26 protein-coding genes and 4 tRNA genes are annotated in these 25,059 nt (G+C 69.5%); 7 read left to right on the top strand and 23 right to left on the bottom strand.

Annotated features, from left to right (window positions below):
* Positions 1–16 precede the first annotated feature (16 nt).
* The 9 genes from rpoB to ACFY0F_RS25200 form a co-directional block, all read right to left on the bottom strand.
* A complete protein-coding gene (gene rpoB / locus ACFY0F_RS25240; protein WP_388798468.1) occupies positions 17–3,502 on the bottom strand; it encodes a DNA-directed RNA polymerase subunit beta in 3,486 nt (1,161 codons plus the stop codon).
* Between the two features lie 568 nt (positions 3,503–4,070).
* On the bottom strand, positions 4,071–4,454 hold the full coding sequence (gene rplL / locus ACFY0F_RS25235; RefSeq protein ID WP_358656822.1) for a 50S ribosomal protein L7/L12: 384 nt from the start codon (positions 4,452–4,454) through the stop codon (positions 4,071–4,073).
* A gap of 116 nt (positions 4,455–4,570) precedes the next feature.
* Positions 4,571–5,101 (bottom strand): 50S ribosomal protein L10, encoded by a 531-nt coding sequence (rplJ, locus tag ACFY0F_RS25230; protein WP_388798465.1) that lies wholly within the window; start codon positions 5,099–5,101, stop codon positions 4,571–4,573.
* Positions 5,102–5,393: 292 nt separating this feature from the next.
* The gene (locus ACFY0F_RS25225) at positions 5,394–6,314 is read right to left on the bottom strand and encodes a hypothetical protein (protein ID WP_388798462.1); all 921 of its coding nucleotides are present in this window, start codon (positions 6,312–6,314) and stop codon (positions 5,394–5,396) included.
* A 165-nt stretch (positions 6,315–6,479) separates the two neighbouring features.
* Positions 6,480–7,205 (bottom strand): 50S ribosomal protein L1, encoded by a 726-nt coding sequence (gene rplA, locus ACFY0F_RS25220; protein WP_388798459.1) that lies wholly within the window; start codon positions 7,203–7,205, stop codon positions 6,480–6,482.
* A gap of 99 nt (positions 7,206–7,304) precedes the next feature.
* Complete coding sequence (rplK, locus tag ACFY0F_RS25215; RefSeq protein ID WP_316750050.1) at positions 7,305–7,739, bottom strand: 50S ribosomal protein L11; 435 nt, start codon at positions 7,737–7,739, stop codon at positions 7,305–7,307.
* Between the two features lie 168 nt (positions 7,740–7,907).
* Entirely contained in the window at positions 7,908–8,759 is an 852-nt protein-coding gene (gene nusG / locus ACFY0F_RS25210; protein ID WP_388798455.1) for a transcription termination/antitermination protein NusG, read from the bottom strand.
* An 80-nt stretch (positions 8,760–8,839) separates the two neighbouring features.
* Complete coding sequence (gene secE / locus ACFY0F_RS25205; protein ID WP_388798452.1) at positions 8,840–9,124, bottom strand: preprotein translocase subunit SecE; 285 nt, start codon at positions 9,122–9,124, stop codon at positions 8,840–8,842.
* Between the two features lie 107 nt (positions 9,125–9,231).
* Positions 9,232–9,304: transfer RNA gene (locus tag ACFY0F_RS25200), tRNA-Trp, on the bottom strand.
* A gap of 261 nt (positions 9,305–9,565) precedes the next feature.
* On the opposite strand from ACFY0F_RS25200, the gene ACFY0F_RS25195 reads away from it, so the two are divergent.
* Both ACFY0F_RS25195 and ACFY0F_RS25190 read left to right on the top strand, forming a co-directional pair.
* A complete protein-coding gene (locus ACFY0F_RS25195; protein WP_388798449.1) occupies positions 9,566–10,792 on the top strand; it encodes a pyridoxal phosphate-dependent aminotransferase in 1,227 nt (408 codons plus the stop codon).
* Between the two features lie 127 nt (positions 10,793–10,919).
* Positions 10,920–11,960: an adenosine deaminase gene (locus ACFY0F_RS25190; protein ID WP_388798447.1), complete on the top strand. Its 1,041-nt coding sequence runs from the start codon at positions 10,920–10,922 to the stop codon at positions 11,958–11,960.
* Here the strand turns inward: ACFY0F_RS25190 and ACFY0F_RS25185 are convergent.
* Together ACFY0F_RS25185 and ACFY0F_RS25180 are read right to left on the bottom strand one after the other, a co-directional pair.
* Positions 11,905–12,618, bottom strand: a complete 714-nt coding sequence (locus ACFY0F_RS25185) for a hypothetical protein (RefSeq protein ID WP_388798444.1) — start codon at positions 12,616–12,618, stop codon at positions 11,905–11,907. The two genes, ACFY0F_RS25190 and ACFY0F_RS25185, sit on opposite strands and share 56 nt — an antisense overlap.
* The gene (locus ACFY0F_RS25180; RefSeq protein WP_388798636.1) at positions 12,615–13,211 is read right to left on the bottom strand and encodes a TetR/AcrR family transcriptional regulator; all 597 of its coding nucleotides are present in this window, start codon (positions 13,209–13,211) and stop codon (positions 12,615–12,617) included. The genes ACFY0F_RS25185 and ACFY0F_RS25180 overlap by 4 nt, the downstream gene beginning before the upstream one ends.
* 135 nt (positions 13,212–13,346) lie before the next feature.
* Between ACFY0F_RS25180 and ACFY0F_RS25175 the strand changes: the two genes are divergently transcribed.
* Complete coding sequence (locus ACFY0F_RS25175; RefSeq protein WP_388798441.1) at positions 13,347–13,979, top strand: NAD(P)-dependent oxidoreductase; 633 nt, start codon at positions 13,347–13,349, stop codon at positions 13,977–13,979.
* A 15-nt stretch (positions 13,980–13,994) separates the two neighbouring features.
* Here ACFY0F_RS25175 and ACFY0F_RS25170 read toward each other — a convergent pair whose 3' ends face one another.
* The 4 genes from ACFY0F_RS25170 to ACFY0F_RS25155 form a co-directional block, all read right to left on the bottom strand.
* Positions 13,995–15,050, bottom strand: a complete 1,056-nt coding sequence (locus tag ACFY0F_RS25170; RefSeq protein WP_388798438.1) for a UDP-N-acetylmuramate dehydrogenase — start codon at positions 15,048–15,050, stop codon at positions 13,995–13,997.
* 143 nt (positions 15,051–15,193) lie between these two features.
* The gene (locus ACFY0F_RS25165; protein WP_388798436.1) at positions 15,194–16,663 is read right to left on the bottom strand and encodes a DHA2 family efflux MFS transporter permease subunit; all 1,470 of its coding nucleotides are present in this window, start codon (positions 16,661–16,663) and stop codon (positions 15,194–15,196) included.
* A 93-nt stretch (positions 16,664–16,756) separates the two neighbouring features.
* Positions 16,757–17,326: a TetR/AcrR family transcriptional regulator gene (locus tag ACFY0F_RS25160; RefSeq protein WP_388798433.1), complete on the bottom strand. Its 570-nt coding sequence runs from the start codon at positions 17,324–17,326 to the stop codon at positions 16,757–16,759.
* Positions 17,327–17,358: 32 nt separating this feature from the next.
* Positions 17,359–17,931, bottom strand: coding sequence for a CGNR zinc finger domain-containing protein (locus ACFY0F_RS25155; RefSeq protein ID WP_388798430.1), 573 nt, complete (start codon positions 17,929–17,931; stop codon positions 17,359–17,361).
* A gap of 56 nt (positions 17,932–17,987) precedes the next feature.
* Here ACFY0F_RS25155 and ACFY0F_RS25150 point away from each other — a divergent pair, with 56 nt between their 5' ends.
* The gene (locus ACFY0F_RS25150) at positions 17,988–19,508 is read left to right on the top strand and encodes an MFS transporter (protein ID WP_388798427.1); all 1,521 of its coding nucleotides are present in this window, start codon (positions 17,988–17,990) and stop codon (positions 19,506–19,508) included.
* A 59-nt stretch (positions 19,509–19,567) separates the two neighbouring features.
* Here the strand turns inward: ACFY0F_RS25150 and ACFY0F_RS25145 are convergent, their stop codons facing one another.
* From ACFY0F_RS25145 to ACFY0F_RS25125, 5 genes are all read right to left on the bottom strand, one after another.
* Positions 19,568–19,996: a MaoC family dehydratase gene (locus ACFY0F_RS25145; RefSeq protein WP_388798424.1), complete on the bottom strand. Its 429-nt coding sequence runs from the start codon at positions 19,994–19,996 to the stop codon at positions 19,568–19,570.
* 7 nt (positions 19,997–20,003) lie between these two features.
* Positions 20,004–20,459 (bottom strand): MaoC family dehydratase N-terminal domain-containing protein, encoded by a 456-nt coding sequence (locus ACFY0F_RS25140; protein ID WP_388798421.1) that lies wholly within the window; start codon positions 20,457–20,459, stop codon positions 20,004–20,006.
* Between the two features lie 100 nt (positions 20,460–20,559).
* Positions 20,560–20,724: a 50S ribosomal protein L33 gene (gene rpmG, locus ACFY0F_RS25135; protein WP_003948671.1), complete on the bottom strand. Its 165-nt coding sequence runs from the start codon at positions 20,722–20,724 to the stop codon at positions 20,560–20,562.
* 88 nt (positions 20,725–20,812) lie between these two features.
* Positions 20,813–20,885: transfer RNA gene (locus ACFY0F_RS25130), tRNA-Met, on the bottom strand.
* A 46-nt stretch (positions 20,886–20,931) separates the two neighbouring features.
* Positions 20,932–21,004, bottom strand: a tRNA-Thr gene (locus ACFY0F_RS25125).
* Positions 21,005–21,288: 284 nt separating this feature from the next.
* Between ACFY0F_RS25125 and ACFY0F_RS25120 the strand changes: the two genes are divergently transcribed.
* Both ACFY0F_RS25120 and ACFY0F_RS25115 read left to right on the top strand, forming a co-directional pair.
* Entirely contained in the window at positions 21,289–22,569 is a 1,281-nt protein-coding gene (locus ACFY0F_RS25120; protein WP_388798418.1) for an amidohydrolase family protein, read from the top strand.
* A 100-nt stretch (positions 22,570–22,669) separates the two neighbouring features.
* Positions 22,670–23,326 carry an NAD(P)H-binding protein gene (locus ACFY0F_RS25115; protein ID WP_388798415.1) on the top strand — a complete coding sequence of 219 codons (657 nt, stop codon included), beginning with the start codon at positions 22,670–22,672 and terminating at the stop codon, positions 23,324–23,326.
* A gap of 42 nt (positions 23,327–23,368) precedes the next feature.
* Here ACFY0F_RS25115 and ACFY0F_RS25110 read toward each other — a convergent pair whose 3' ends face one another.
* Positions 23,369–23,581 (bottom strand): hypothetical protein, encoded by a 213-nt coding sequence (locus tag ACFY0F_RS25110; protein WP_388798412.1) that lies wholly within the window; start codon positions 23,579–23,581, stop codon positions 23,369–23,371.
* Between the two features lie 280 nt (positions 23,582–23,861).
* Positions 23,862–23,943, bottom strand: a tRNA-Tyr gene (locus ACFY0F_RS25105).
* A gap of 225 nt (positions 23,944–24,168) precedes the next feature.
* Here ACFY0F_RS25105 and ACFY0F_RS25100 point away from each other — a divergent pair.
* Positions 24,169–24,657, top strand: coding sequence for a YajQ family cyclic di-GMP-binding protein (locus ACFY0F_RS25100; protein ID WP_152778272.1), 489 nt, complete (start codon positions 24,169–24,171; stop codon positions 24,655–24,657).
* Positions 24,658–24,715: 58 nt separating this feature from the next.
* On the opposite strand, the gene ACFY0F_RS25095 is transcribed toward ACFY0F_RS25100, so the two are convergent.
* Positions 24,716–24,982, bottom strand: a complete 267-nt coding sequence (locus ACFY0F_RS25095; protein WP_388798409.1) for a GlsB/YeaQ/YmgE family stress response membrane protein — start codon at positions 24,980–24,982, stop codon at positions 24,716–24,718.
* Between the last annotated feature and the right edge of the window lie 77 nt (positions 24,983–25,059).

The following is a 25,059-nucleotide window of genomic DNA, read 5'->3' as shown; positions in this document are numbered from 1 at the left end:
CCCTACCGGACTCCCGTCAGACCTCTTCGACGCTGCTCGGCTCGCGCCGGGACAGGTCGATGCCGAGCTCCTCCGCAGCGCGGAAGACATCCTCGTCGGTGTCACGCATCTCGATGGACATACCGTCGCTGGACAGCACCTCCACGTTCAGGCAGAGCGACTGCATCTCCTTGATGAGCACCTTGAAGGACTCGGGGATGCCGGGCTCGGGGATGTTCTCGCCCTTGACGATGGCCTCGTAGACCTTCACGCGGCCGGTGACGTCGTCGGACTTGATGGTCAGCAGCTCCTGGAGGGCGTAGGCGGCGCCGTAGGCCTCGAGGGCCCACACCTCCATCTCGCCGAAGCGCTGGCCACCGAACTGGGCCTTACCACCCAGCGGCTGCTGGGTGATCATCGAGTAGGGACCGGTCGAACGGGCGTGCAGCTTGTCGTCGACCAGGTGGTGCAGCTTCAGGATGTACATGTAGCCGACCGAGATCGGGTCCGGGAACGGCTCACCGCTGCGGCCGTCGAACAGCCGCGCCTTGCCGGACGGGAGCACCATGCGCTCGCCGTCGCGGTTCGGGATGGTGTGCTGCAGCAGACCCGCGAGCTCGTCCTCACGCGCACCGTCGAAGACGGGGGTCGCGACGTTCGTGCCCGGGGCGACCTGGTCGGCGCCGATGGCCTGCAGGCGCTGGGCCCACTCGTCCGCGAGACCGGAGACGTCCCAGCCGCGGCTGGCGAGCCAGCCGAGGTGGATCTCCAGGACCTGTCCCGGGTTCATTCGGGACGGCACACCCAGCGGGTTGAGGATGATGTCGACCGGGGTCCCGTCCTCGAGGAACGGCATGTCCTCGATGGGCAGGATCTTCGAGATGACACCCTTGTTGCCGTGACGGCCGGCGAGCTTGTCACCGTCGGTGATCTTGCGCTTCTGCGCGACGTAGACGCGCACCAGCTGGTTCACACCGGGGGGAAGCTCGTCGCCCTCCTCGCGGTCGAAGACGCGCACGCCGATGACCTTGCCGGTCTCACCGTGCGGGACCTTCAGCGAGGTGTCACGGACCTCACGGGCCTTCTCACCGAAGATCGCGCGCAGCAGGCGCTCCTCCGGCGTCAGCTCGGTCTCACCCTTGGGCGTGACCTTGCCGACGAGGATGTCGCCGGCGATGACCTCGGCGCCGATGCGGATGATGCCGCGCTCGTCGAGGTCGGCGAGGACCTCCTCGGAGACGTTCGGGATGTCCCGGGTGATCTCCTCGGGGCCGAGCTTGGTGTCACGGGCGTCGACCTCGTGCTCCTCGATGTGGATCGAGGAGAGGACGTCGTCCTGCACGAGGCGCTGCGACAGGATGATCGCGTCCTCGTAGTTGTGACCCTCCCACGGCATGAACGCCACGAGCAGGTTCTTGCCGAGCGCCATCTCACCGTTCTGGGTGGCCGGACCGTCGGCGAGGACCTGGCCCTCGATGATCCGGTCGCCCTCGGCGACGACGACCTTCTGGTTGACCGAGGTGCCCTGGTTGGAGCGGGCGAACTTGGCCAGGCGGTACGTGATGTACGTGCCGTCGTCGTTGGCGGTGGTGATGTAGTCCGCGGAGACCTCCTGGACCACACCCGCCTTCTCGGCCTTGACCACGTCACCGGCGTCGACGGCGGAGCGGTACTCCATGCCGGTGCCGACGAGCGGGGCCTCGGACTTGATGAGCGGAACGGCCTGACGCATCATGTTCGCGCCCATGAGGGCACGGTTGGCGTCGTCGTGCTCGAGGAAGGGGATCATGGCGGTCGCGACCGACACCATCTGGCGCGGCGAGACGTCCATGTAGTCCACGTCCTCGGGGCCGACGTAGTCGACCTCGCCGCCACGGCGGCGGACGAGCACACGGGCCTCGGCGAAGCGCAGGTCGTCGCCCAGCGTGGCGTTGGCCTGCGCGATGACGAAGCGGTCCTCCTCGTCGGCGGTCAGGTAGTCCACCTCGTCGGTGACCTGGCCGTCGACGACCTTGCGGTACGGGGTCTCGACGAAACCGAACGCGTTGACCCGGCCGTACGAGGCGAGCGAGCCGATCAGACCGATGTTCGGGCCTTCGGGCGTCTCGATCGGGCACATGCGGCCGTAGTGCGAGGGGTGCACGTCACGGACCTCGAAGCCGGCCCGCTCACGGGAGAGACCACCCGGGCCGAGCGCGGACAGACGACGCTTGTGCGTCAGCCCGGACAGCGGGTTGTTCTGGTCCATGAACTGGGACAGCTGGCTGGTGCCGAAGAACTCCTTGATGGAGGCGACGACCGGCCGGATGTTGATCAGGGTCTGCGGCGTGATCGCCTCGACGTCCTGGGTCGTCATGCGCTCGCGCACGACGCGCTCCATACGCGCCAGACCCGTACGGACCTGGTTCTGGATGAGCTCGCCGACACTGCGCAGACGACGGTTGCCGAAGTGGTCGATGTCGTCGGTCTCGACGACGATCGTCTCGCCGGAGTCACCGGTGGTCTCGGTCTCGCCGGCGTGCAGCTTCACCAGGTACTTGATCGTCGAGATGACGTCCTCGACGGTCAGGATGCCCGCGTCGAGCGGAGCGTCCGCACCCAGCTTCTTGTTGACCTTGTAGCGGCCGACCTTGGCGAGGTCGTAGCGCTTGGGGTTGAAGTAGAGGTTCTCGAGCAGCGTCTGCGCGGCCTCGCGCGTGGGGGGCTCGCCCGGGCGCAGCTTGCGGTAGATGTCGAGCAGCGCGTCGTCCTGGCCCTGGGTGTGGTCCTTCTCCAGGGTGGCGCGCATGGACTCGTACTCGCCGAACTCCTCGAGGATCTGCTCGGTCGTCCAGCCGAGCGCCTTGAGCAGGACGGTGACGGACTGCTTGCGCTTGCGGTCGATACGGACACCGACCATGTCGCGCTTGTCGATCTCCATCTCCAGCCAGGCACCCCGGGACGGGATGATCTTGGCGGAGAAGATGTCCTTGTCGGACGTCTTGTCGATGCTGGAGTCGAAGTAGACACCCGGCGAACGGACCAGCTGCGACACCACGACACGCTCGGTGCCGTTGATGACGAAGGTGCCCTTGTTCGTCATGAGCGGGAAGTCGCCCATGAAGACGGTCTGGGACTTGATCTCGCCGGTCTCGTTATTGGTGAACTCGGCCGTCACGAAGAGGGGCGCGGCGTACGTGAAGTCGCGCTCCTTGCACTCGTCGATCGAGTTCTTGGGCGGCTCGAAGCGGTGGTCGCGGAACGTCAGCGACATCGACCCGGAGAAGTCCTCGATCGGGGAGATCTCCTCGAAGATCTCCTCGAGGCCGGACTTGGTGGGGACGTCCTGACCGTTCTCCAGAGCCTCCTCGACCCGACTCTGCCAGGCGGTGTTGCCGAGCAGCCAGTCAAAGCTCTCGGTCTGCAGCGCGAGCAGGTTCGGAACCTCGAGAGGCTCCTTGATCTTTGCAAAGGAAATGCGCAGCGGGGCGGTGCTGGCGCCGTTGTTCGTATTCGCGGTCGAGGCGTTGCGCGAGGCGGCCAAGAGGGGGTCCTTCCGAGGGCTCGGACTCACTACGCGCGTACCGGCCCCTCTCTCATACATAGCGACAAAAGTCCCAGGTCGGGGAACGTTCGTCGACGATGTACGAGTGAGGGCAGACCCCTGGTGACGGGCAGGGGACAGCTAACAGGCAGCGCAAAGGGTCAGTGTAGCCACTTGGCACACTGATGTCCAGTGCGGGTTTTTCGCGACCCTCGCTGTGCTCACCGCTCTTGTCAACGCCCTTGGCATCCTGCCCTCAACGCACGTTGATACTGCCCTCTTCGTCGTCGATCCATGCCTCGGATTCGGATCGTTGTGACGACGCGTCCTGAGAATTGCGCGCTGCGTGCGGTTCGTCAAGGCCCCCCTGCGCCCGAAGCGGAGGCCCCGGGGCCACGACGAAGATCACCTTACCCCTCGCCGTCACAGGCGCAAGGCAACCGTGGCCGGACCCCCGGAACGCCGAAGAGCGACCACCCGGATGGATGATCGCTCCTCGGTGCGTGACCGTTACAGCCCCAGGGGACTGTTTCGGCCGTCGCTCAGGTCGTGGTCGACCCGAATGGTCTTACTTGACCTCGACGGAGGCGCCGGCGCCCTTGAGGGACTCGGCGGCCTTCTCGGCGGCGTCCTTGGCGACCTTCTCGAGAACGGGCTTCGGGGCGCCGTCCACGAGGTCCTTGGCCTCCTTCAGACCCAGGGAGGTCAGCTCACGCACGACCTTGATGACCTGGATCTTCTTGTCGCCGGCACCGGTGAGGATGACGTCGAACTCGTCCTTCTCCTCGGCCTGCTCGGCCGGGGCGGCCGGGCCGGCCGGACCGGCGACGGCGACCGCGGCGGCGGCGGTGACGTCGAACTTCTCCTCGAACGCCTTCACGAACTCGGAGAGCTCGATGAGGGTCATCTCCTCGAACTGCGCGAGCAGGTCTTCCTGGCTGAGCTTCGCCATGATGGGCGATCCTTCCACTAATTCGGCTGGTGCCGGATGTACATGAGTGGCGGGCGTACGTTGGCCCGCTGTGACCTCTGCCGCCTCAGGCGGCCGGGGTCAGAAAGCGAGCCGAATTACTCGGCACCGCCCTGCTCGTCCTGCTTGGCGCGAAGAGCGTCCACGGTGCGGACGAGCTTCGAGGGAAGCGCCTGGAAGAGCTGCGCAGTCTGGGACTGCTTGCCCTTGAAGGCACCCGCCAGCTTGGAGAGCAGAACCTCGCGGGACTCGAGGTCCGCAAGCTTCTTGATCTCGTCGGCGGACATCGCCTTGCCGTCAAGGACACCGCCCTTGATGACGAGATTCGGGTTGTCCTTGGCGAAGTCACGGAGACCCTTCGCCGACTCCACCGGGTCACCGGTGACGAAGGCGACAGCCGTCGGACCAGCGAAGAGCTGGTCGTCCAGCGTGATCCCGGCCTCGTTGGCCGCAATCTTGGTCAGCGTGTTCTTCACCACGGCGTACTGGGCGTTCTCACCGAGCGACCGGCGCAGCGTCTTGAGCTGCGCCACGGTGAGACCGCGGTACTCGGTCAGCACGGCGGCGTTGGAGCTGCGGAACTTGTCCGTCAGCTCGGCAACCGCGGCAGCCTTGTCGGGCCTCGCCATAGAGCCTCGGCCTCCTTCCGGGTGATTCTGACCGCGCGGACCCGAAGGAGGACTGGGGAAAACGAAACGCCCCGGCGCAGGCGCACGGGGCGGGCTCGACCGGTCACATGCGCTGGTCGCGCTTGCTCCGGGAGCTCTTCCACAGTCACCTGCGCGGGTCGCCCGCATTTTCAGCGGATCCTTCGGCCACCGCACCCTCATTCAAGCGCGCGGCAACGACCAGCGGTCTTTGGCTTCTGTAGGAGAGTACGTGAGCGGATCGCGGTCGTGCAAATCCGCTCACGCTGCCGCATCAGGAAGAGCTCGTGGCGGACCCGGTGGCGACGTTGCCACTGCCGGAAGCGCCGAGGGACTTCATCAGATCCTTGAAGTCCCTGGTGTCACTGGCCGGGGGCTGCTGGACGGAGACCTTCACGCCGTAGTCGGTGTAGTACACCGTGCTGCTCATCAGACCGGTCGCCATGTCCGCCTTGGTGACGCTCTTCACCGGGAGGTCCTGGTCGTTGATCCAGAGGTCGACGGTCTCCGTGGTGATGCCCGCCTGCTTGAGCTGCTTCTTCAGGTCGGCGAGCTGGCCGGCGCCGAGGTTGCTGTTCTTGCCGGCGAGGTCGGCGACACTCACCGTGCCCGAGTAGTGCGCGGTCTGCACGCCGGACACCTTCTCCTCGCCGACCTTCTTCACGTCGCCGGAGGCCAGGGTCATCTTCACCGTCTGGTTCGGCGTGGCGTTCTGCATCTGGTCCTTCATGTACGAGCCCGAGCCACCGCCGAACTTGGCGAGGTCGTCGTAGCCGTAGCGGAGCCAGTGCTTGCCGCCCATCTGCTGGGTGAGCTTCCCGCTCATCTTCGTGTAGCAGGCGTCCGGCAGATAGCGGGCCTCCGTCGACGCCGTGCCCATCTGGCGCATGGCGTCGGCCAGCTTGCCGCCGGTGTACGTGATGGTGACGTCGCCCCGCATGCCGGCGCCCCACGCGAAGCGCCCGTCCATGTTCATGGACATCGCGTTGCCGATGGTCGTGGTGGAACGCACCTTGGCGGACAGGGCCTTGCCGGTGGACTTCTCGGCCGAGCGCAGGGCGGCGACGGGGCTGACGTGCGCGAGGCTCTCGCCGCCCGCCTTGCCGGTCTTCTCGGTGCCGCAGGCGGCCAGCCCGGTCAAGGCGGTCACCACCGCTATGGAAAGGGTCACCCGGCGCACGGTCGTGCTCTTCATCTCGTCCCACCCCTATGCGAGTTGTGTGCCTGCACCGTAGTCCAGGCCACTGACAGCCACGCGGAAGACCGCGCAAAGAAAGGACGGGCCCCGCACCTCGGAAGGTTGCGGGGCCCGCCCTTTTTTGTCACGTCCGTGACGCGGCTACCGGGGTGAGCGCGAGGCTCAGACGGCGGCCGGGTCCTCCTCGACGAGGAGGTTGCGGGTGCGGTTCGGGTCGACCGGGATGCCGGGGCCCATCGTGGTGCTGATGGCGGCCTTCTTGATGTAGCGACCCTTCGCGGCGGACGGCTTGAGGCGGGTGATCTCCTCGAGCGCCGCGGCGTAGTTCTCCACCAGCTTGGTGTCGTCGAACGACGTCTTGCCGATGATGAAGTGCAGGTTCGAGTGCTTGTCGACGCGGAACTCGATCTTGCCGCCCTTGATGTCCGTGACGGCCTTGGCCACGTCGGGGGTGACGGTGCCGGTCTTCGGGTTCGGCATCAGACCACGCGGGCCGAGGACGCGGCCGAGGCGGCCGACCTTGCCCATGAGGTCCGGGGTGGCGACGACGGCGTCGAAGTCCAGGCGGCCCTTCGAGACCTCGTCGATCAGCTCGTCGGCACCGACGATGTCGGCGCCCGCGGCACGCGCGGCCTCGGCACGGTCACCGGTCGCGAAGACCAGGACCCGGGCGGTCTTACCGGTGCCGTGCGGAAGGTTCACGGTGCCACGGACCATCTGGTCGGCCTTGCGCGGGTCGACACCCAGACGGAAGGCGACCTCGACGGTGCCGTCGAACTTGGTCGTGGAGGTCTCCTTGGCGAGACGGACGGCCTCGAGCGGGGCGTACTGCTTCTCCCGGTCGATCTTGGCGTCCGCAGCGCGGAGGGCCTTGCTGCGCTTGCTCACAACTGCTCCTGTGTGTTCTGAAAGGAGTCGTGGTACGGGCCGAGCAGGCCCTGCCACGTGCGACCGGCTACGGCCGCATGACTGCTACGAGGTGAGGGTTCAGCCCTCGACCGTGACGCCCATGGAACGCGCGGTACCGGCGATGATCTTCGCGGCGGCGTCCAGGTCGTTGGCGTTGAGGTCGGGGAGCTTGGTCTGGGCGATCTCGCGGACCTGCGCCTCGGTGATCTTGGCGACCTTGGTCTTGTGCGGCTCGCCGGAGCCCTTCTCGATGCCCGCGGCCTTGAGGATCATCTTCGCGGCCGGCGGCGTCTTGGTCACGAAGGTGAAGGAGCGGTCCTCGTAGACCGTGATCTCCACCGGGATGACCCAGCCACGCTGCGACTCGGTCGCGGCGTTGTAGGCCTTGCAGAACTCCATGATGTTGACGCCGTGCTGACCCAGCGCCGGGCCGACCGGCGGAGCCGGGTTGGCGGCACCGGCCTGGATCTGGAGCTTGATGAGCCCCGTGACCTTCTTCTTCTTGGGAGGCATAGCTCTCCGGGTCCTTTCGGTTCGGGTCCTGCCTGCGTTCGGGGGCGACCCGGACGCAGGCATACCGCACAACGATAACGGGTATAGATGCGCGGCTTAAAACCGCGCAGGTCAGGCGTCCGCCGAGCGTTCGCCTGACCTGCGCGGAAGCGGTGGGTCCAGAAAGAACTAGTTCTTCTGGATCTGGTCGAAGGAGAGCTCGACCGGCGTCTCGCGGCCGAAGATCTCCACCAGGCCCTTGACCTTCTTGGAGTCGGGGTTGATCTCGTTGATGGTCGCCTGGAGCGTGGCGAACGGGCCGTCGGTGACGGTGACCGAGTCGCCGACCTCGAAGTCCAGGACCTGGACCTCGACCTTGCGCTGCGGGGCGGGCTTGCCCTCGGCCTCCGCGGCCTCGCGGGCGGCCTTCTCCTCCGCCTCCGGGGCGAGCATCTTGACGATCTCGTCCAGGGTCAGCGGGTAGGGGTCGTAGGCGTTGCCGACGAAGCCGGTGACACCGGGGGTGTTGCGGACGACGCCCCAGGACTCGTTGGTCAGGTCCATGCGGACCAGGACGTAACCCGGCAGCTTGTTCTGCTTGATCGTCTTGCGGTCGCCGTTCTTGATCTGGACGACCTCTTCCTGCGGCACCTCGGCCTGGAAGATGTAGTCCTCGACGTTCAGCGAGACGGCGCGCTGCTCGAGGTTGGTCTTCACGCGGTTCTCGTAACCGGCGTAGGTGTGGATCACGTACCACTCGCCGGGCAGGGTGCGCAGTTCCTCGCGGAGGGCCTCGATGGGGTCGACGGGCTCGGTCTCCTCGGCCTCGGCCTCCTCGACCTCGGCTTCGGGCTCGGACTCCGTCTCGTCGTCCTCGACGTGCAGGGCGGTTTCCTCGGCAGGCTCACCCAGTGCGGCCTCCGCAGCCTCGAACTCGTCCTCGTCGTCCGCGCCCTCGACGATGTCGAGCTCGTCGTCCACCGTCTCGGCAGCAGCCCCGCGAGGCTCGGTGGCGTCGTCGTTCAGGTTCGGGTCAGACACGATGGCTGCTTCTTCCTGGATACATAGGGGTGGAACATGCGAAAACGGGCGCCGGTACCACGGCGCCCTTCGCTCTTGGCTCAGCCGAAGACGTACTTGGCCGCGTGGTTGAGCCCATAGTCAATCACGGTCACCAGCGCGATCATGATGGCGACGAAGAAGATCACCACGGTGGTGTACGAGGACAGCTGGTTACGCGTCGGCCAGACGACCTTGCGGAGTTCCGCGATGATCTGGCGGTAGAAGATGGCGAGGCGCTTCAGCGGGCCCTTCTTGGCACGCTTGCCACCCTTGCGGGCCTTCTTCTGGCTCTCCTGCACCTCATCCGCGTCAGGCGTGTCGATGGAGCCCACGGCGTCCGTCATTCGTCCTCACCTGATCCCGGGTCGTGGCCGTGCCGCGCCCGGTTTCTGAGCCGCACGGCGGTGCATTGCTGTACGTACATGCGCACACATCCTGGCGGTGTGTGTAGCAGGGCCGGAGGGACTTGAACCCCCAACCGCCGGTTTTGGAGACCGGTGCTCTACCAATTGAGCTACGACCCTTTGTGTGCTCCCCAACGTACCGCATCCGACCGGGTGCTCGGTGTGCACCTGTCGCGGTGCGGCTGCTGAAGGCCAACGAGGTGAGAGTGTACGTGGTCGCGAGCCCGGCGTCGAACAGAAAGTGCCCGTTCGGGACCACCGCACGGAAGATCGTCCTGGCCGCGGTGGGAATTCGGACCCTTGTTCACGACTCGGCCCGATGCTGTTCAGTGGGTGAAACCCGTGTGCCCGGCACATTCGGGGTCTGGAACCATGGGCCCCATGAGCGCTGCAACCCCTCCCACCGAGCGCCGGGTCTCCGCCCGAGTCGGCGCGATCTCCGAGTCCGCCACCCTCGCCGTGGACGCCAAGGCCAAGGCCCTCAAGGCCGCCGGGCGTCCGGTGATCGGCTTCGGCGCGGGCGAGCCCGACTTCCCGACCCCGGACTACATCGTCGAGGCGGCCGTCGAGGCCTGCAAGAACCCCAAGTACCACCGGTACACCCCGGCCGGCGGCCTGCCCGAGCTGAAGGCCGCGATCGCCGCGAAGACGCTGCGTGACTCCGGCTACGAGCCGGACGTCTCCGAGATCCTCGTCACCAACGGCGGCAAGCAGGCCATCTACGAGGCCTTCGCCGCGATCCTCGACCCGGGCGACGAGGTCATCGTGCCGGCGCCGTACTGGACGACGTACCCGGAGTCGATCCGTCTGGCCGGCGGTGTCCCCGTCGAGGTCGTGGCGGACGAGACCACCGGCTACCGGGTCTCGGTCGAGCAGCTGGAGGCCGCCCGCACGGACCGGACGAAGGTCGTCCTCTTCGTCTCCCCGTCGAACCCGACCGGCGCCGTCTACTCCGAGGCCGACACCGAGGCGATCGGCCGCTGGGCCCTGGAACACGGCCTGTGGGTGCTGACCGACGAGATCTACGAGCACCTGGTCTACGGCGACGCGGTCTCCGTCTCCCTGCCGGCGATCCTGCCCGAGCTGCGCGACAAGTGCATCGTGGTCAACGGTGTGGCGAAGACGTACGCCATGACGGGCTGGCGCGTGGGCTGGGTCATCGGCCCGAAGGACGTCGTGAAGGCCGCGACGAACCTGCAGTCGCACGCCACGTCCAACGTGTCCAACGTGGCCCAGGCCGCGGCCCTGGCCGCCGTCTCCGGTGACCTGTCGGCCGTCGAGAAGATGCGCGAGGCCTTCGACCGGCGGCGCAGGACCATCGTGCGGATGCTCAACGAGATCGACGGCGTCCTCTGCCCGGAGCCGGAGGGCGCCTTCTACGCGTACCCGTCGGTGAAGGCCCTGCTCGGCAAGGAGATCCGCGGCAAGCGCCCGCAGAACACGGTGGAGCTGGCCGCGCTCATCCTGGAGGAGGCCGAGGTGGCGGTCGTCCCGGGAGAGGCCTTCGGCACCCCCGGCTACCTGCGGCTGTCGTACGCGCTCGGTGACGAGGACCTGGTCGAGGGCGTGAGCCGGATCCAGAAGCTGCTGGCGGAGGCGCAGGACTGACGTTCCCGCCGAAGGAGGGCCGGGGGCAGTAGTACTACTGCCCCCGGCCCTCCTTCACTTGTGCGAGCAAGACCACGTTCGGGGAATCCGCTTCCGGGACGGCGGGGACGTGCGGCAGGATCCTCCAATGGAGCGTGTACGTGATGTCTCTGAGCTGCCGAAAGCCCATCTGCACCTGCACTTCACCGGGTCGATGCGGCCCACCACCCTGCTGGAACTGGCCGACAAGTACGGCGTGCGCCTGCCCGAGGCGCTCACCGACGCCCTGACCAGCGGGGAGCCGCCGAGGCTGCGGGCGACGGACGAACGGGGCTGGTTCCGCTTCCAGCGGCTCTACGACGCGGCGCGCTCGTGCATCAGAAAGCCCGAGGACATCCAGCGGCTGGTGCGGGAGGCGGCCGAGGAGGATCTCGGGGACGGCTCGGGCTGGCTGGAGATCCAGGTGGACCCGACCTCGTACGCGCCCCGGCTGGGCGGGCTGATCCCGGCGCTGGAGATCATCCTGGACGCGGTGGAGACCGCTTCGCGGGACACCGGCATCGGTATGCGGGTGCTGGTGGCGGCCAACCGGATGAAGCACCCCCTGGACGCGCGCACGCTGGCCCGGCTGGCCGTGCGGTATGCCGACCGGGGCGTGGTCGGCTTCGGGCTGTCGAACGACGAACGCCGGGGCATGGCACGGGACTTCGACCGGGCGTTCGCCATCGCCAGGGACGGCGGTCTGCTGTCGGCCCCGCACGGCGGGGAGCTGACCGGGCCTTCCTCCGTGCGGGACTGCCTGGACGACCTGCACGCCTCGCGGATCGGTCACGGGGTGCGCGCCGCGGAGGACCCGCGGCTGCTGAAGCGGCTCGCCGACCGGGGCGTGACCTGTGAGGTGTGCCCGGCGTCGAACGTGGCCCTGGGCGTGTACGAGAAACCGGAGGATGTTCCGCTGCGCACGCTCTTCGAGGCGGGGGTTCCGATGGCGCTGGGCGCCGACGACCCCCTGCTCTTCGGCTCCCGGCTGGCCGCCCAGTACGAGATCGCCCGCCGGCACCACGACTTCACGGACGCCGAACTGGCGGAACTGGCCCGGCAGTCGATCCGGGGTTCGGCGGCGCCGGAGGAGGTCAGGGCCCGGCTGCTGGCCGGGGTGGACGACTGGCTCGCCGGCCCGGCCGCCTGAACCGGACGTGGTGGGGATCCCCCCTGTAGCAGATCAGCACCTCCACGGGATGCCCGCCGCCGGGCGGCTGGGTCAGCACCGGGAGCCCGGACATCAGCACCGGGTACCCCTTGGCGACACCTTTCTGGCGCGGCCCCCAGCCCGCCGCCTGCGCGAATTCCGTGGCTGTGTGGGCGAAGACGCCCCGGCTGCCGAAGAGGAAGAACGTGCGGGCATGCGTGGCGTGCCGCAGCTCGTCCCGGAAGTCCGCCCGCTCCCACCGCTCGCGCAGGGAGGAGGCGTCGCGGGCGGTGCGCGCCTCGTCGGTGCGGACGGTCAGCGGGGTGCCCTGGCGCAGTTTCCCGCGCAACTCGGGCCACTGGCTGGGGCGCAGGCCGAGGGTGTGGTGGGCCAGGACGAGGTCGACCGGCTCGCCCCTGCCGTCGTCGGGCGGGGCGCCGTCGCGCAGCGGCACCTGGACGATGGTGCGGCGGGAGTAGGCGGCGAAGGAGAACAGGCCGGCGAGCCGGCTGAGCCCGTCGTGGTCGCCCTCCAGCAGTCCGATCGGGAGCGGCTCCGGGGCGCGCAGCCAGGTGTGGCGCAGGGGCTGCCGGGGCTGGACGACCCGGTGCAGGTACGGGCCGGTGCGGGGCCGGAACTGGCGCAGCCTCAGCCTCATGCGGTGATTCCGCTCAGCAGCGTGCGGGCGAGCCGTCGGGCGAAGTGGTCCACCTGGGGCGGCTCGCCGTCGCTGGTGGCGTCGTAGGCGAAGGCCCGTTGCGCGCAGGCCCCCAGGAGGAGGGACGCGGCCGCGAAGGTGTCCGCGTCGGGGTGGATGCGGCCGGCGGCCTGTTCGGCGCGGAGATAGGCGTCGAGGCCTTCGATGGGCAGGTGCGGGCCGGTTCCCATCTCCCGCATGGCGTCGTCGTGCCGTTTCTTGAGCTGGGTCTCGGCGTAGAGGGAGGCCGCGATCGGGAAGCTCTGCTCGTAGAACAGGGCGGCCCGCCGGGCGATCTCGGTGAGGTTGTCCTCGAGGGGGTTGCGGCCCGGTTCGGCGGTGAGCCCGTTCAGCAGCGGGGTGAGCCCCGGCAGTCGTTCGCGGAGGACCTCGATGAACAGTTCCTCCTTGCCGGTGAAGTGCTTGTAGAGGGCCGCCTCGGAGCAGCCCGCCGCCTTGGCGATCTCCTTGGTGGTGGCACGCGCGAGCCCGACGGTCAGCATCAGCTCGTGGGCGGCGTCGAGGATGCGGGCGCGGGCCGGTTTCTGCTGCATGGCGCCCAAGGATTGCATGGCGTCTCCCAGGGGGCTTGACGGGTGGTGAGTGCTTACCCACCCTAGAGGACAGGTGGGTGAGTGAATACTCACCCACCGAGTTGCTTCGACGAAGGAGCACGGAGGGAGTACGCCATGAATCTCACCGTTTTCGGTGCCACCGGAGGAATCGGGCAGGAGGTCGTCCGTCAGGCGCTCACCGCGGGGCACCGGGTCACCGCGGTGGTGCGCGACCCGGCCCGGCTCGATGTGACCGGTGCGGCCCTGGAGGTGTTCCGCGCCGACCTCTGCGACCCGGAGGCGATACGCCCCGCGGTCGCCGACCGGGACGCCGTCCTGTCGGGCCTGGGCCCACGGAGCCGCGGGGACGCCGGGGTCGCGGCCCGGTTGACCCGTACGGTTCTGCGGGCCATGGAGGCCGAGGGCGTGCGGCGGGTGCTCGTGGTGAGTGCGGGTCCCGTCGGGCCCGAGCCGGAGGGCGACGGCCTTCTCGACAGGGGTGCGCGCAGGATCGTGTCGGCGCTGCTGAAGGACGTCTACGCCGACCTGCGGGAGATGGAGGACGAGCTGGCCCGCAGTGGCACGGACTGGACGTCCGTGCGGCCGCCACGGCTGCAGGACAAGCCCCTCACCGGTTCGTACCGGACGGTCGTCGGCGGTTTCCCGTCCGGGGGCCGCTTCATCGCGCGGGCGGACGTGGCCCACGCGATGCTGCGGATGATCGAGGACCCGGGGACGGTGAAGCAGGGGGTGGGGGTGGCGTACTGACCGCCCCGGGCGTGCCTACAGGCTCACGCCCACCGTCACCGGCTCGTTGACCAGCGTGATGCCGAAGGCCTCGCGGACTCCGGCGACGACCTCGCGGGCGAGGGCCAGCAGGTCCTCGGTGGTGGCACCGCCCCGGTTGGTGAGGGCGAGGGTGTGCTTGGTGGAGATGCGGGCGGGCCCGGTGCCGTACCCCTTGGTGAAGCCCGCCTTGTCGATCAGCCAGGCGGCCGAGGTCTTGGTGTGGCCCTCACCCGCGGGGTAGGCCGGCGGCTCCACGCCGTCGCCGAGCCGCTCCCGCACGCGCGCGCGGAAGGCGTCGAACCGGGCGTCCTCGAGGATCGGGTTGGTGAAGAACGATCCGGCCGACCAGGTGTCGTGGTCGTCGGGGTCCAGGACCATGCCCTTCCCGGCGCGCAGCTTCAGGACGGTCTCGCGGGCGGCGGCGAGCGGCACCCTCTCGCCGGGCTCGACGCCGAGCGCGCGGGCCGCCTCGGCGTACCTGACCGGCGCCGACAGCCCGTCCGCGTCCTGCAGACGGAAGCGGACACGCAGCACCACGTAGCGCTCGGGGTCGGCCTTGAAGCGGCTGTGGCGGTAGGAGAAGGCGCACTCCTCGTTCGTCAGCGTGACCGTCTCGTGGGCCCGGCGGTCGTAGGCGATCACCTCGGTGATGACCGAGGAGACCTCCTGGCCGTACGCGCCGACGTTCTGGATCGGTGTCGCGCCCGCCGAGCCCGGGATCCCGGCCAGGCACTCGATGCCCGCGAGGCCGGCCTCCACGGTGCGGGCGACCGCGTCGGTCCACACCTCGCCGGCGGCCAGCTCCAGTGTGCCGTCCCGCAGTTCGAAGCCGGTGGTGGCGATGCGCAGGGCCGTGCCGTCGAAGCCCTTGTCGCCGATGACCAGGTTCGAGCCGCCTCCGATGACCAGCAGCGGTGTGCCGGCGGCGTCGGCCTCGCGGACGGTGTCGATCACCTCGGCGTCGGTGGTGGCGGTGACCAACCGGGCCGCGGGGCCGCCCAGCCGGAAGGTGGTCAGCGGGGCGAGGGGGGCGTCGTGGAGTTCCTGCACGCGCTCAAGACTACGAGACGGCACCGACAGCCCTGTCCGCTCGCCCCGTGCGTACCCGTGGCGCAGCCTCCACGCGCGCGTACGGCCCCGTCGGCGGGACGGGGCCGTACGCGCGCGTGGAGTGGGTGGCGGGGGTGGCCGGGTCAGTGGGCGGCGGGCTGCAGGGCCGGCTCATCGGCCTGGTCACCGGTCAGCTCGCCGATCTGGTCACCGGTCGCCTCCGCGGTGCGGGAGGCGCTGCGCCGGGCGGGGATCGCCAGGGCCGCGACCGCCGCGAGGGCGACCACCGCGGAGCCGGTCACGAGGGCGGGCCGCAGCCCGTCGACGAAGTTCTGTGCGGACGCGTAGCCGCCCTGCGCCGAGAAGATCGAGGACATGACCGCGACGCCGAGGGCGCCGCCGACCTCGCGCAGCGCGTTGTTGGCGCCGGAGGCGATGCCCTGTTCCTGCGGGCGGACGCTGGACATCACCAGGTTGGCGGCCGGGGCGAAGAACAGGGCCATGCCGATGCCGCTGACGATGAGGCCGGGCAGCTGCGCGGCGTAGGAGACGTGGGTCGTGTCCACGACGGCCAGGTAGCCCAGCCCGACTGCCTGGAGGAACAGTCCGGCCGCCACGACCGGGCGGCCGCCGATGCGGTCCGAGAGGATGCCGGCGATCGGTGCGACGAGCATCGGCATCCCGGTCCAGGGCAGCATCCGCAGGCCGGCCTCGGTGGGCGTGTAGCCGAGGACGCCCTGCATGTACTGGCTGAGCAGGAAGATCGAGCCGAACATGCCGAGGAACATCAGCAGGCTGGCGGCGTTGATGCCGGCGAAGGCGCGGGAGCGGAAGAGCCGCATCGGGAGCATGGGGTTCTCGGCGCGGGAGCCGTGCACCACGAACCCGGCCAGCAGGGCGGTACCGGCGAGCAGCCCGGTGAGGACGACGGAGTCGGTCCAGCCGTCGGCGGGCCCGCGGACCAGGCCGTAGACGACCCCGAAGAGGCCGCCGCTGGCGAGCAGGGTGCCGGGGAGGTCGAGCCGTGCGCCGGCGCCGTAGGACTCGGCGAGACGCAGCCGGGCGAGTGGCAGCAGGACGACGCCCAGCGGCACGTTCAGCCAGAAGATCCAGTGCCAGGAGATGTGTTCGGTGAGACTGCCGCCGATCAGCGGCCCGGAGGCGACCGCGAGACCGTTGACGGCGCCCCAGATGCCGTACGCCATCCCGCGCTTGGCGGCGGGCACGGCCGCGGTCAGCAGGGTCAGTGTGAGCGGCATCATCACGGCCGCACCGGCGCCCTGGACCGCACGGGCGGCGATGAGGGAGCCGATGCCGGGTGCCATGGCGGCGGCCGCGGAGGCACCGGTGAAGACGGTGAGCCCGGCGAGGAAGAGCCGTCGGCGGCCGAAGCGGTCACCGAGCGCCGCTCCGAACATCAGCAGGACGGCGAAGGTGAGCGTGTAGGCGCTCACGGTCCATTCCAGGTCGTCCAGCGCACCGCCCAGGTCCCGGCGGATCGAGGGCAGCGCGGTGGTGACGACGAGGTTGTCCAGGGCCGCCATGAATCCGGCGACGCTGGTGATGACGAGGGCCCAGGCGGCTCCCCCGCGACGTGTGCTCTGCTGTTGCATCTCTCCCCCAGGGAGTGCTCGCGTTGTGCTGATTAGTTATTACTGACTAACTTTCACGGGCAAGCGGCGACGACACCGCCCCCTCGACCCGCGCTACTTCTCCAGCCGGCCCGTGACCCGCGCCGACGGGTACAGCCCCTCCCACACCCGGTGCTGGGGAGGAAACCCCATCGCCACCAGGCAGTTGACCAGCATTCCGTACGCCATGAAGGTGGTCGTCTCGTTCACGTCGGCGCCGAGCGGCAGGTGCGCGACGTCCCACAGGCGCATCCAGCCGGCCCGCACGGACTCGCCGAAGGCGGTGTCACCCTCCTCCTCGGCCGCCGCGACCGCGACGTACATCTGCATCTGCATCAGCAGCCGCTCGGGCTGCTCCTCGATGACCCGGATGTACGCGGTCGCCATGGCGTGCAGGGCCTCTTCGCCCTTCAGCCCGTCGGCGGCCTCCTCGAAGGCACGGATGGTCTCCTCCATGCAGCGCTCGGCCGCCGCGAGGAAGATCGCCTTCTTGCCCGGGAAGAGCCGGAAGAGATACGGCTGCGAGACACCGACCCGCTTGGCGATCGCCTCGGTGGACGTCCCGTGATAGCCGCCCCGCGCGAACTCGCTCATCGCCGCACGGACGACGCTCTCACGCCTCTCGTCTGCGCTCATCCTGACCATGCCCTTAAGTTAGTACTCAATCACTAACTACGTCAAGCGGTCCTGCCGCCCGGCCGTGAACGGCGGTGGGCCGCGACCCGCTCACGGGTCGCGCAGCGCCGGGAGCAGTACCGGCGCTCGGGCCCCTGCCCCTGCGTGATGAAGACGTTCTCGCAGGCGGGCGAGGCGCAGACCCGGCCGGGTGAGCGCTGGTGGTCCCACACAAGAACGGCGAGCGCCAGACAGGAGGACGCGAGGAGCCACTCGTCCCAGGGGGCGTCGTCGTCACGGTCGAGATGCGGATGCCAGGGTGTGCCGCCCCGGTGCGAGGTCAGCCGCAGCGGCCCGGAGCACTCCTGCAGAAGGCGGTTGAGGGTGGCGGCGGCCGTGTCCACGTGGTCGGCGACGAAGACCTCGCGGAGCAGCATCGCAGCGGCCCGCATACACCTGACGTCCTGGACTGTCAGGCGCAGTTGGTCGACCTCGCCGTACTCGCACAGGACGGCGGCGACCGCGTCCGGATCAGGGGCCGGGTCGCCGGTCAGGGCGTTGACCAGGTCGGCGGCGCGACGGGCGTTGACCAGCACGGAGTGACGGGTGGACCAGTCGGAGGCGCGGGACGGCATGACGCGAACGTAACGCATATTGAGCATTTTTGCGTTGTCTGAGTAACGTCGGCCGGATGAAAAAGCGTTACACGGGTGTCTCCCCGGGTGTCTACCTGACGGGAGCGGCAGCCGCCCGCACCGGTGACGAGATGTCCGGTCCGGCACTGCTTCTGGCCGCTCTCACGGCCGCCGGACCGGCCGCCGAGGCGTCGTCGCTGCTCGCGGCCGTGACGGCTGCGGCGGCGGTGGGCGGCCCCGTATTCGGGATGGTCCTCGACCGGTCGGCCCGGCCGGGCCGACTGCTGGCAGTCGCGCTGGCCCTGCACGCGGCCGGGTTGCTGCTGGTCCTCTCGGCGCTGGGGCGCCTGCCGTACGCCCTCGTGCTCGTGATCGCCGTCGGCACCGGCCTGTCCGGGCCCGCCCTGTCGGGCGGCTGGACCGCCCAACTGCCCCGCGTCGCCCCGCCGGAGGGGGTAGCGCGCGCCACCGCCCTCGACGCCATGACCTTCGGCGCCGCGAGTCTCATCGGCCCCGCCCTCGCCGGCACCACGGCGGAGCTGCTGGGGGCCACGGCCGCAGTACTGCTGTCGGCGACACTCATCGCCGCGGCGCTGCCGGTCGCCTGGACACTGCCGGCGCGGCGACCGGTGGCGGGGCGGGGTCCGTACCGGGGCACGGCGGTGGAGGGCGTTCCACCTCGAAGCGGGGCGGTGGGGCAGGTTCCGCACCGAAACGTGGGGGCGGATGGCGATCCACAGCGGTACGCGGCTGCAGACGGTTACCCAAACCGTTACGCGGCGGCGGACGGTGACCCAAACCGTTACGCGGCGGCGGACGGTGACCCCCACCGCAACACCGCGGTGGACGGCGCCCAGCACCAAAGCACCGTGGCAAGACGGGCACCGCACGAAAGCACCACGGCGGACGACGACCCGCACCAGAACACGGCGGCAAGACGGGCACCACACGGAAGCGCGGTGTTGGGCGATCTCGCGGCCGGTGTGCGGTGCATCGGGCGCAGTCCGTCCCTGGCCGGGGCCACGGTGACGTCGGTCGCTTCCTGCGCGGCGCAGGGCGTGCTGATCACGTGTACGCCGTTACTCGGGGCACGGTTCGTCGGTGGAGCCGGGCGGGGCGCGTTGCTGCTCTCCGGAATCGCTGTCGCGTCCCTCGCCGCGAGTGCCGTCCTCGCCCGCTCCCCCGGCCGTCGGCTCACCCCGGACGCGGTGGTCCGTATCGGCGCGCTGCTGCAGGCCGCCGCCCTTGCGCTGGCCGCGACCGGCCGCCCGGCACTGCTGGCCGCCACGGTCGTGCTTGCCGGCGCCGGGGAGGGGCCACAGCTCACGGCACTGTTCGCGGTACGGCACCGGGAGGCGCCGGAGCGGTTGCGCGGCCAGGTCTTCACCACCGGCGCCAGCCTGAAGATCGCCGGCTTCGCCCTGGGCGCGGCGGTCGCGGGCCCGATGGCCGACTGGTCACTGCACGGCGCCCTGCTCACGGCGGCCGGTCTGCACGTCGCCGGGGCGCTGTTCGCCAGCGCGGGACATCCGACACGTAAGAAGCACCCGAACAAGCAAGGCGCACTCGACAGGTAAGGGGCACCCGCCCCTGGCGGATGCCCCTTACCTCTGCCGTCCGTCTTCCGGCCGGGTGCTCAGGCGAGCCGTACGACCGCCCGGGACATCCCGAGTACCTTCTGCCCGGCGCTGGTCGCCGTCAGATCGACACGGACGGTGTTGTCTTCGAGCTTGGCCGCCACCTTGGCGCTGACCTCGATCGTGGCGCCCTGGTCGTCGTTCGGGACGACGACGGGCTTGGTGAAGCGGACGCCGTACTCGACGACGGCGCCGGGGTCCCCGGCCCAGTCGGTGACCACTCGGACCGCCTCCGCCATGGTGAACATGCCGTGTGCGATCACGTCAGGCAGGCCCACCTCCTTGGCGAACTTTTCGTTCCAGTGGATCGGGTTGAAGTCCCCGGAGGCACCCGCGTACCGCACGAGGGTGGCACGGGTCACAGGGAAGGTCTGCGCCGGCAGTTCGGTGCCGACCTCGACGTCCTCGTACGCGATCTTCGCCGTCATCGCTTCCTCACGCCTCCGTGTCCGCCGCACGGGCCACGAGCTTGGTCCAGGCGGTCACGACGTGCTCGCCCGCCTCGTCGTGGACCTCGCCGCGGATGTCCAGGATGTCGTTGCCCGCGAGGGACTTGATCCCCTCGATCGTCGAGGTGACCGCGAGCCGGTCGCCTGCGCGCACCGGGCGGGTGTAGGCGAACTTCTGGTCGCCGTGCACGACCCGGCTGTAGTCGAGGCCGAGCTGCGGGTCCTCGATGACCTGCCCCGCGGCCTTGAAGGTGATCGCGAAGACGAAGGTCGGCGGCGCGATCACATCGGGGTGGCCGAACGCCTTGGCGGCCTCCGCGTCCGTGTACGCCGGGTTGCTGTCCCCCACCGCCTCGGCGAACTCGCGGATCTTCTCCCGGCCCACCTCATAGGGCTCGGTGGGCGGGTAGGTCCGCCCCACGAAGGACTGGTCGAGCGCCATGGGCTCGGCACCTCCTGCTTGCTCTACTGACCGGTACGGGTCGTTCAACGACGTGAGGCCGCCCCCGACACTCGGGGACGGCCTCACGTACGAGCCTGATTTATCGCGTCTCGCGGTGCGCGGTGTGCGCATTGCAACGCGGGCAGTGCTTCTTCATCTCAAGACGGTCCGGGTTGTTACGCCGGTTCTTCTTGGTGATGTAGTTCCGCTCCTTGCACTCCACGCAGGCCAGCGTGATCTTCGGGCGGACGTCGGTGGCAGCCACGTGAGTGCTCCTTGACGAACGGGTAGGTTATTCAACGCAAGAAAGAGTAGCCGACTGAAGGACCGACCCCGCAATCGGCTACTGTGTGTAGCGGTGACCGGACTTGAACCGGTGACACAGCGATTATGAGCCGCTTGCTCTACCGACTGAGCTACACCGCTGCGATGCGATCGGATCCCGCCTCACGGCGGGAACCTCTCCCATCAGAGCCCCAATACGGAATCGAACCGTAGACCTTCTCCTTACCATGGAGACGCTCTGCCGACTGAGCTATTGGGGCGAGCGATGAAGACATTACACGCTCGGCTGCCGTTCACCCAAATCCATTGCGGGCGACCGACCCGTACCCGTCCGGCAGGGCGCTCTCGGCCTCGTAGGCACCTCCCGCATGCCCCACGACCAGCACCACCCGTGACGGACCACGCCGGTACGACTATTGCGCTCCTCCCCGCCAGGCTCGACTCGCCACCCTAGGCTCGACTCACTCTGCGTGATCATGCCCCCGTCCCCGCAGCCACGAACCCTCGCAGCCCGAACCCCGCAGCCCCGAACCCCTGGAGCGCGATGCCCGAGAGCCAGCCGCAGCCGCCTTCCTCGTCGTCGGACCCGTCGTCCCGCTCGCCGGGCTCGCCGGGACAGCCCGATGCCGCGCCCCTCCTGCTGTGCGGGGCACGGCTGACCGACGGCCGGACCGTGGACGTACGGCTGGGCGGCGGGCGCATCGAGGCGGTCGGTACGGCCGGCAGCCTCGCCCCGGGACCGGCCCGGGCCGGCTTCGCGCGCGTGGACCTCGCCGGGTATCTGCTGCTCCCGGCCCCGGCCGAGCCGCACGCCCACGGCGACACGGCCCTGTCGGCCGAGAGCGACGGCCCGGTCTCGTACGCCCCCGACGACGTCCAGCGCCGGGCCACCGAGGCCGCCCTGCAGCAGCTCGGCCACGGGGCGACGGCGCTGCGGGCGCACGTGCGCGTGGGCGACGTCCAGGGTCTGGGCGCATTGACCGCCGTACTGCGGGCACGGCGCTCCCTGCGCGGGCTGGTGGAGCTGACGGCCGTGGCCGTGCCACGCGTGCTGACCGGGGTGGCGGGGACGGACGGGCTGGCGATACTGCGGGACGCGATGAAGATGGGCGCCTCCGTGGTGGGCGGGTGTCCGGATCTCGACCCTGATCCGACCGGCTACGTGGAGGCGGTGCTGGAGATCGCCTCCGAGCACGGCTGCCCGGTCGACCTGCACACGGACGCCGCAGACCCGGCCCGCCTGTCCCGGCTGGCGGCCATGGCGGGCGGCCTGCGCCCCGGCGTGACGCTCGGCCCGTGCGCCGGGCTGGCCCGGCTGCCCACCGAGGCGGCCGCACGCATCGCGGACCGGCTCGCGGCGGCCGGTGTGACCGTCGTCTGCCTGCCCCAGGGCGGTTGCGGGAGCGTCGAGGGACTCGGCACGGCTCCGGTACGGCTGCTGCGCGCGGCCGGGGTCCAGGTCGCGGCCGGCAGCGGCGCCCTGCGGGACGTGTCCAACCCGGTGGGGCGCGGCGACCCCCTGGAGGCGGCCTACCTGCTGGCCTCCCGGCACGGCCTGCGCCCCGAGGACGCCTACGACACGGTCAGCGCCTCCGCCCGCGCGGTGCTCGGCCTGCCCGAGGTGCGCGTCGAGGCCGGTTTCCCGGCCGAACTGCTCGCCGTGCGCGGCGACCACCTCGCCGCGGCCCTGTCCCTGGCGTACAGCCGCATCGTGGTGCACCGGGGGCGTGTGGTGGCACGGACCAGCGCGGTGCGCGAGTACTGCAATTCGGCCGCGGCGGCGGAACTGGGACTGCCGCGGCAGGGCCGGGGCGAGCTGTCCTGAACCGGCGGCCGGACCGGTGATCGGGCAGGCCGGTGGCCGCCGGTGTGGCGGAGCCGAAGTCGTGCGGCGGATGCGTCCCTTCGGGCGTACGGTCGGAAACATGCGCATTGTCATAGCTGGTGGTCATGGTCAGATCGCGCTGCGGTTGGAGCGGTTGCTCGCCCTGCGCGGATACGAGGTAGCGGGCATCATCCGCAAGGCGGAACAGGGCAACGACCTGCGGGAGGTGGGCGCCGAACCGGTTCTGCTCGACCTGGAGTCGGCGTCGGTGGAGGAGGTCGCGGCGTATCTGCAGGGCGCGGACGCGGCGGTCTTCGCGGCGGGCGCCGGACCGGGCAGCGGCACGACCCGCAAGGAGACGGTGGACAAGGGTGCCGCCGTGCTGTTCGCGGACGCTGCCGTGCGGGCGGGCGTACGCCGTTTCGTGGTCGTCTCCTCCATGGGCGCGGATCCGGCCCACCAGGGCGACGAGGTCTTCGACGTGTACTTGCGCGCCAAGGGCGAGGCCGATGCCTACGTCCGTGGCCTGGACGCCCTGGACTGGACGATCCTGCGCCCCGGTTCGCTGACGGACGACGCCGGTACCGGCCTGGTCCGTCTGGAGGCGCACACCGGCCGCGGTTCTGTCCCCCGTGACGACGTGGCGGCCGTCCTGGTGGAACTCGTGGAGACCCGGGCGACGGCGGGCCTGACGCTGGAGCTGATCAGCGGGTCGACTCCGGTGACGGTGGCGGTGAAGTCCGTCGCGGGAAACTGAGGCTGACTGTTCGACAATCGGGATCGAGCGGGCGGGTGGCGCTCAGAACAGGGGCAGTTGCCCAGGGAAGTCCGGCACCTCATACCCGTCCAACGACGGCTGAACGGCTCCGAGTTCCGCCTGCCGCCGGGACCCGGAACACGACACGAGTTCCCCGCTGCGCCGCTCACCGGGCGGGTCGTGCCGCGCGAAGCGTCCCGCGACGACGGCGATTTCGCGGCGGCACACAGGGCAGGTTCTGCGACGGGATGACATACGGCCAGTGTCCCCCGCGACGGAAACGGCGTACCGGCCGGAGCCACAGCCCACTCCGGACAGACACCCGCCTCGACACAGTGATCATGCTCACCCCCGAGGGACGCCTGGGGGCGTCTGGGGGCGTCTGGGGGGACACGCACTGATCAACGGTGGGACGCGGGCGATACGAGGGGAGACACGTCCGCATCACGACCACGCCGAATCGAACGATGGCGACCAACGAAAAACCCCCTCCAGCCAGGCTAAAGAACCTGATCAGAGGGGGTCTTCCCCAGTGTGGCGGCGCCAGGATTCGAACCTGGGAAGGCTGAGCCGGCAGATTTACAGTCTGCTCCCTTTGGCCGCTCGGGCACACCGCCGGGGGGTGATGCCGGTCGAACCGCTTTTCGGCGGTGCTCCCTGGCAACGACGTAAACAATACCCGATGCGGAGGGGTGCTTCGCCACTCCATTGATCGGCCCCTCGACGACGCGGGGTGGCTAGGCTGGTGCGGATGCGGTCCGGCCCTGTGCCGGGCTCGGCTGCCGCCGCCGCGCACGCCGACACGCACCCGATACACACCCGGACACAAGGAGCCACAGGACATGGCCGACTCCAGTTTCGACATCGTCTCGAAGGTCGAGCGGCAGGAGGTCGACAACGCCCTCAACCAGGCCGCCAAGGAGATCTCGCAGCGTTACGACTTCAAGGGCGTGGGCGCCTCCATCTCGTGGTCCGGCGAGAAGATCCTGATGGAGGCGAACTCCGAGGATCGGGTCAAGGCGATCCTCGACGTCTTCCAGTCCAAGCTGATCAAGCGCGGTATCTCCCTGAAGGCACTCGACGCGGGCGAGCCTCAGCTCTCCGGCAAGGAGTACAAGATCTTCGCGTCGATCGAGGAGGGCATCTCCCAGGAGAACGCGAAGAAGGTGGCGAAGATCATCCGCGATGAGGGTCCGAAGGGCGTGAAGGCCCAGGTGCAGGGCGACGAGCTGCGCGTCAGCTCCAAGAGCCGCGACGACCTGCAGACCGTGATCGCCCTCCTGAAGGGCAAGGACTTCGACTTCGCGCTGCAGTTCGTGAACTACCGGTAGGACGGCACGCCAGTGCGAGGAAGGGCGGGCTCCCGACGGTGCCCGCCCTTCCGTCGTGTCAGTCGCGTGAGTTGCCGAACAGGATGCGGTAGACGATCAGCAGGACCAGCGAGCCGCCGATCGCGGCGGCCCAGGTGGCGCCGTCGTAGAAGTGCTTGGACACCGGGTGGTCGAGCCAGCGGGCCGAGATCCAGCCGCCGATGAACGCGCCCGCGATGCCGATCAGGGTCGTGCCGATGAAACCGCCCGGGTCGCGCCCGGGAAGCAGGACCTTGGCGATGGCTCCGGCCAGAAGCCCGAGGATGATCCAACCGACGATGCTCATGCCGTGAACCTGCCCTTCCCTGCTGTGCCCGCGCTGTCCGGTGCTTGAGAATTCGGTGAGGACCGGCTGTCCGGCGT

It is taken from the genome of Streptomyces sp. NPDC001544 (genome assembly GCF_042894285.1).
Lineage (GTDB): Bacteria > Actinomycetota > Actinomycetes > Streptomycetales > Streptomycetaceae > Streptomyces.
This window is presented reverse-complemented; position numbering and strand designations above follow the sequence as displayed.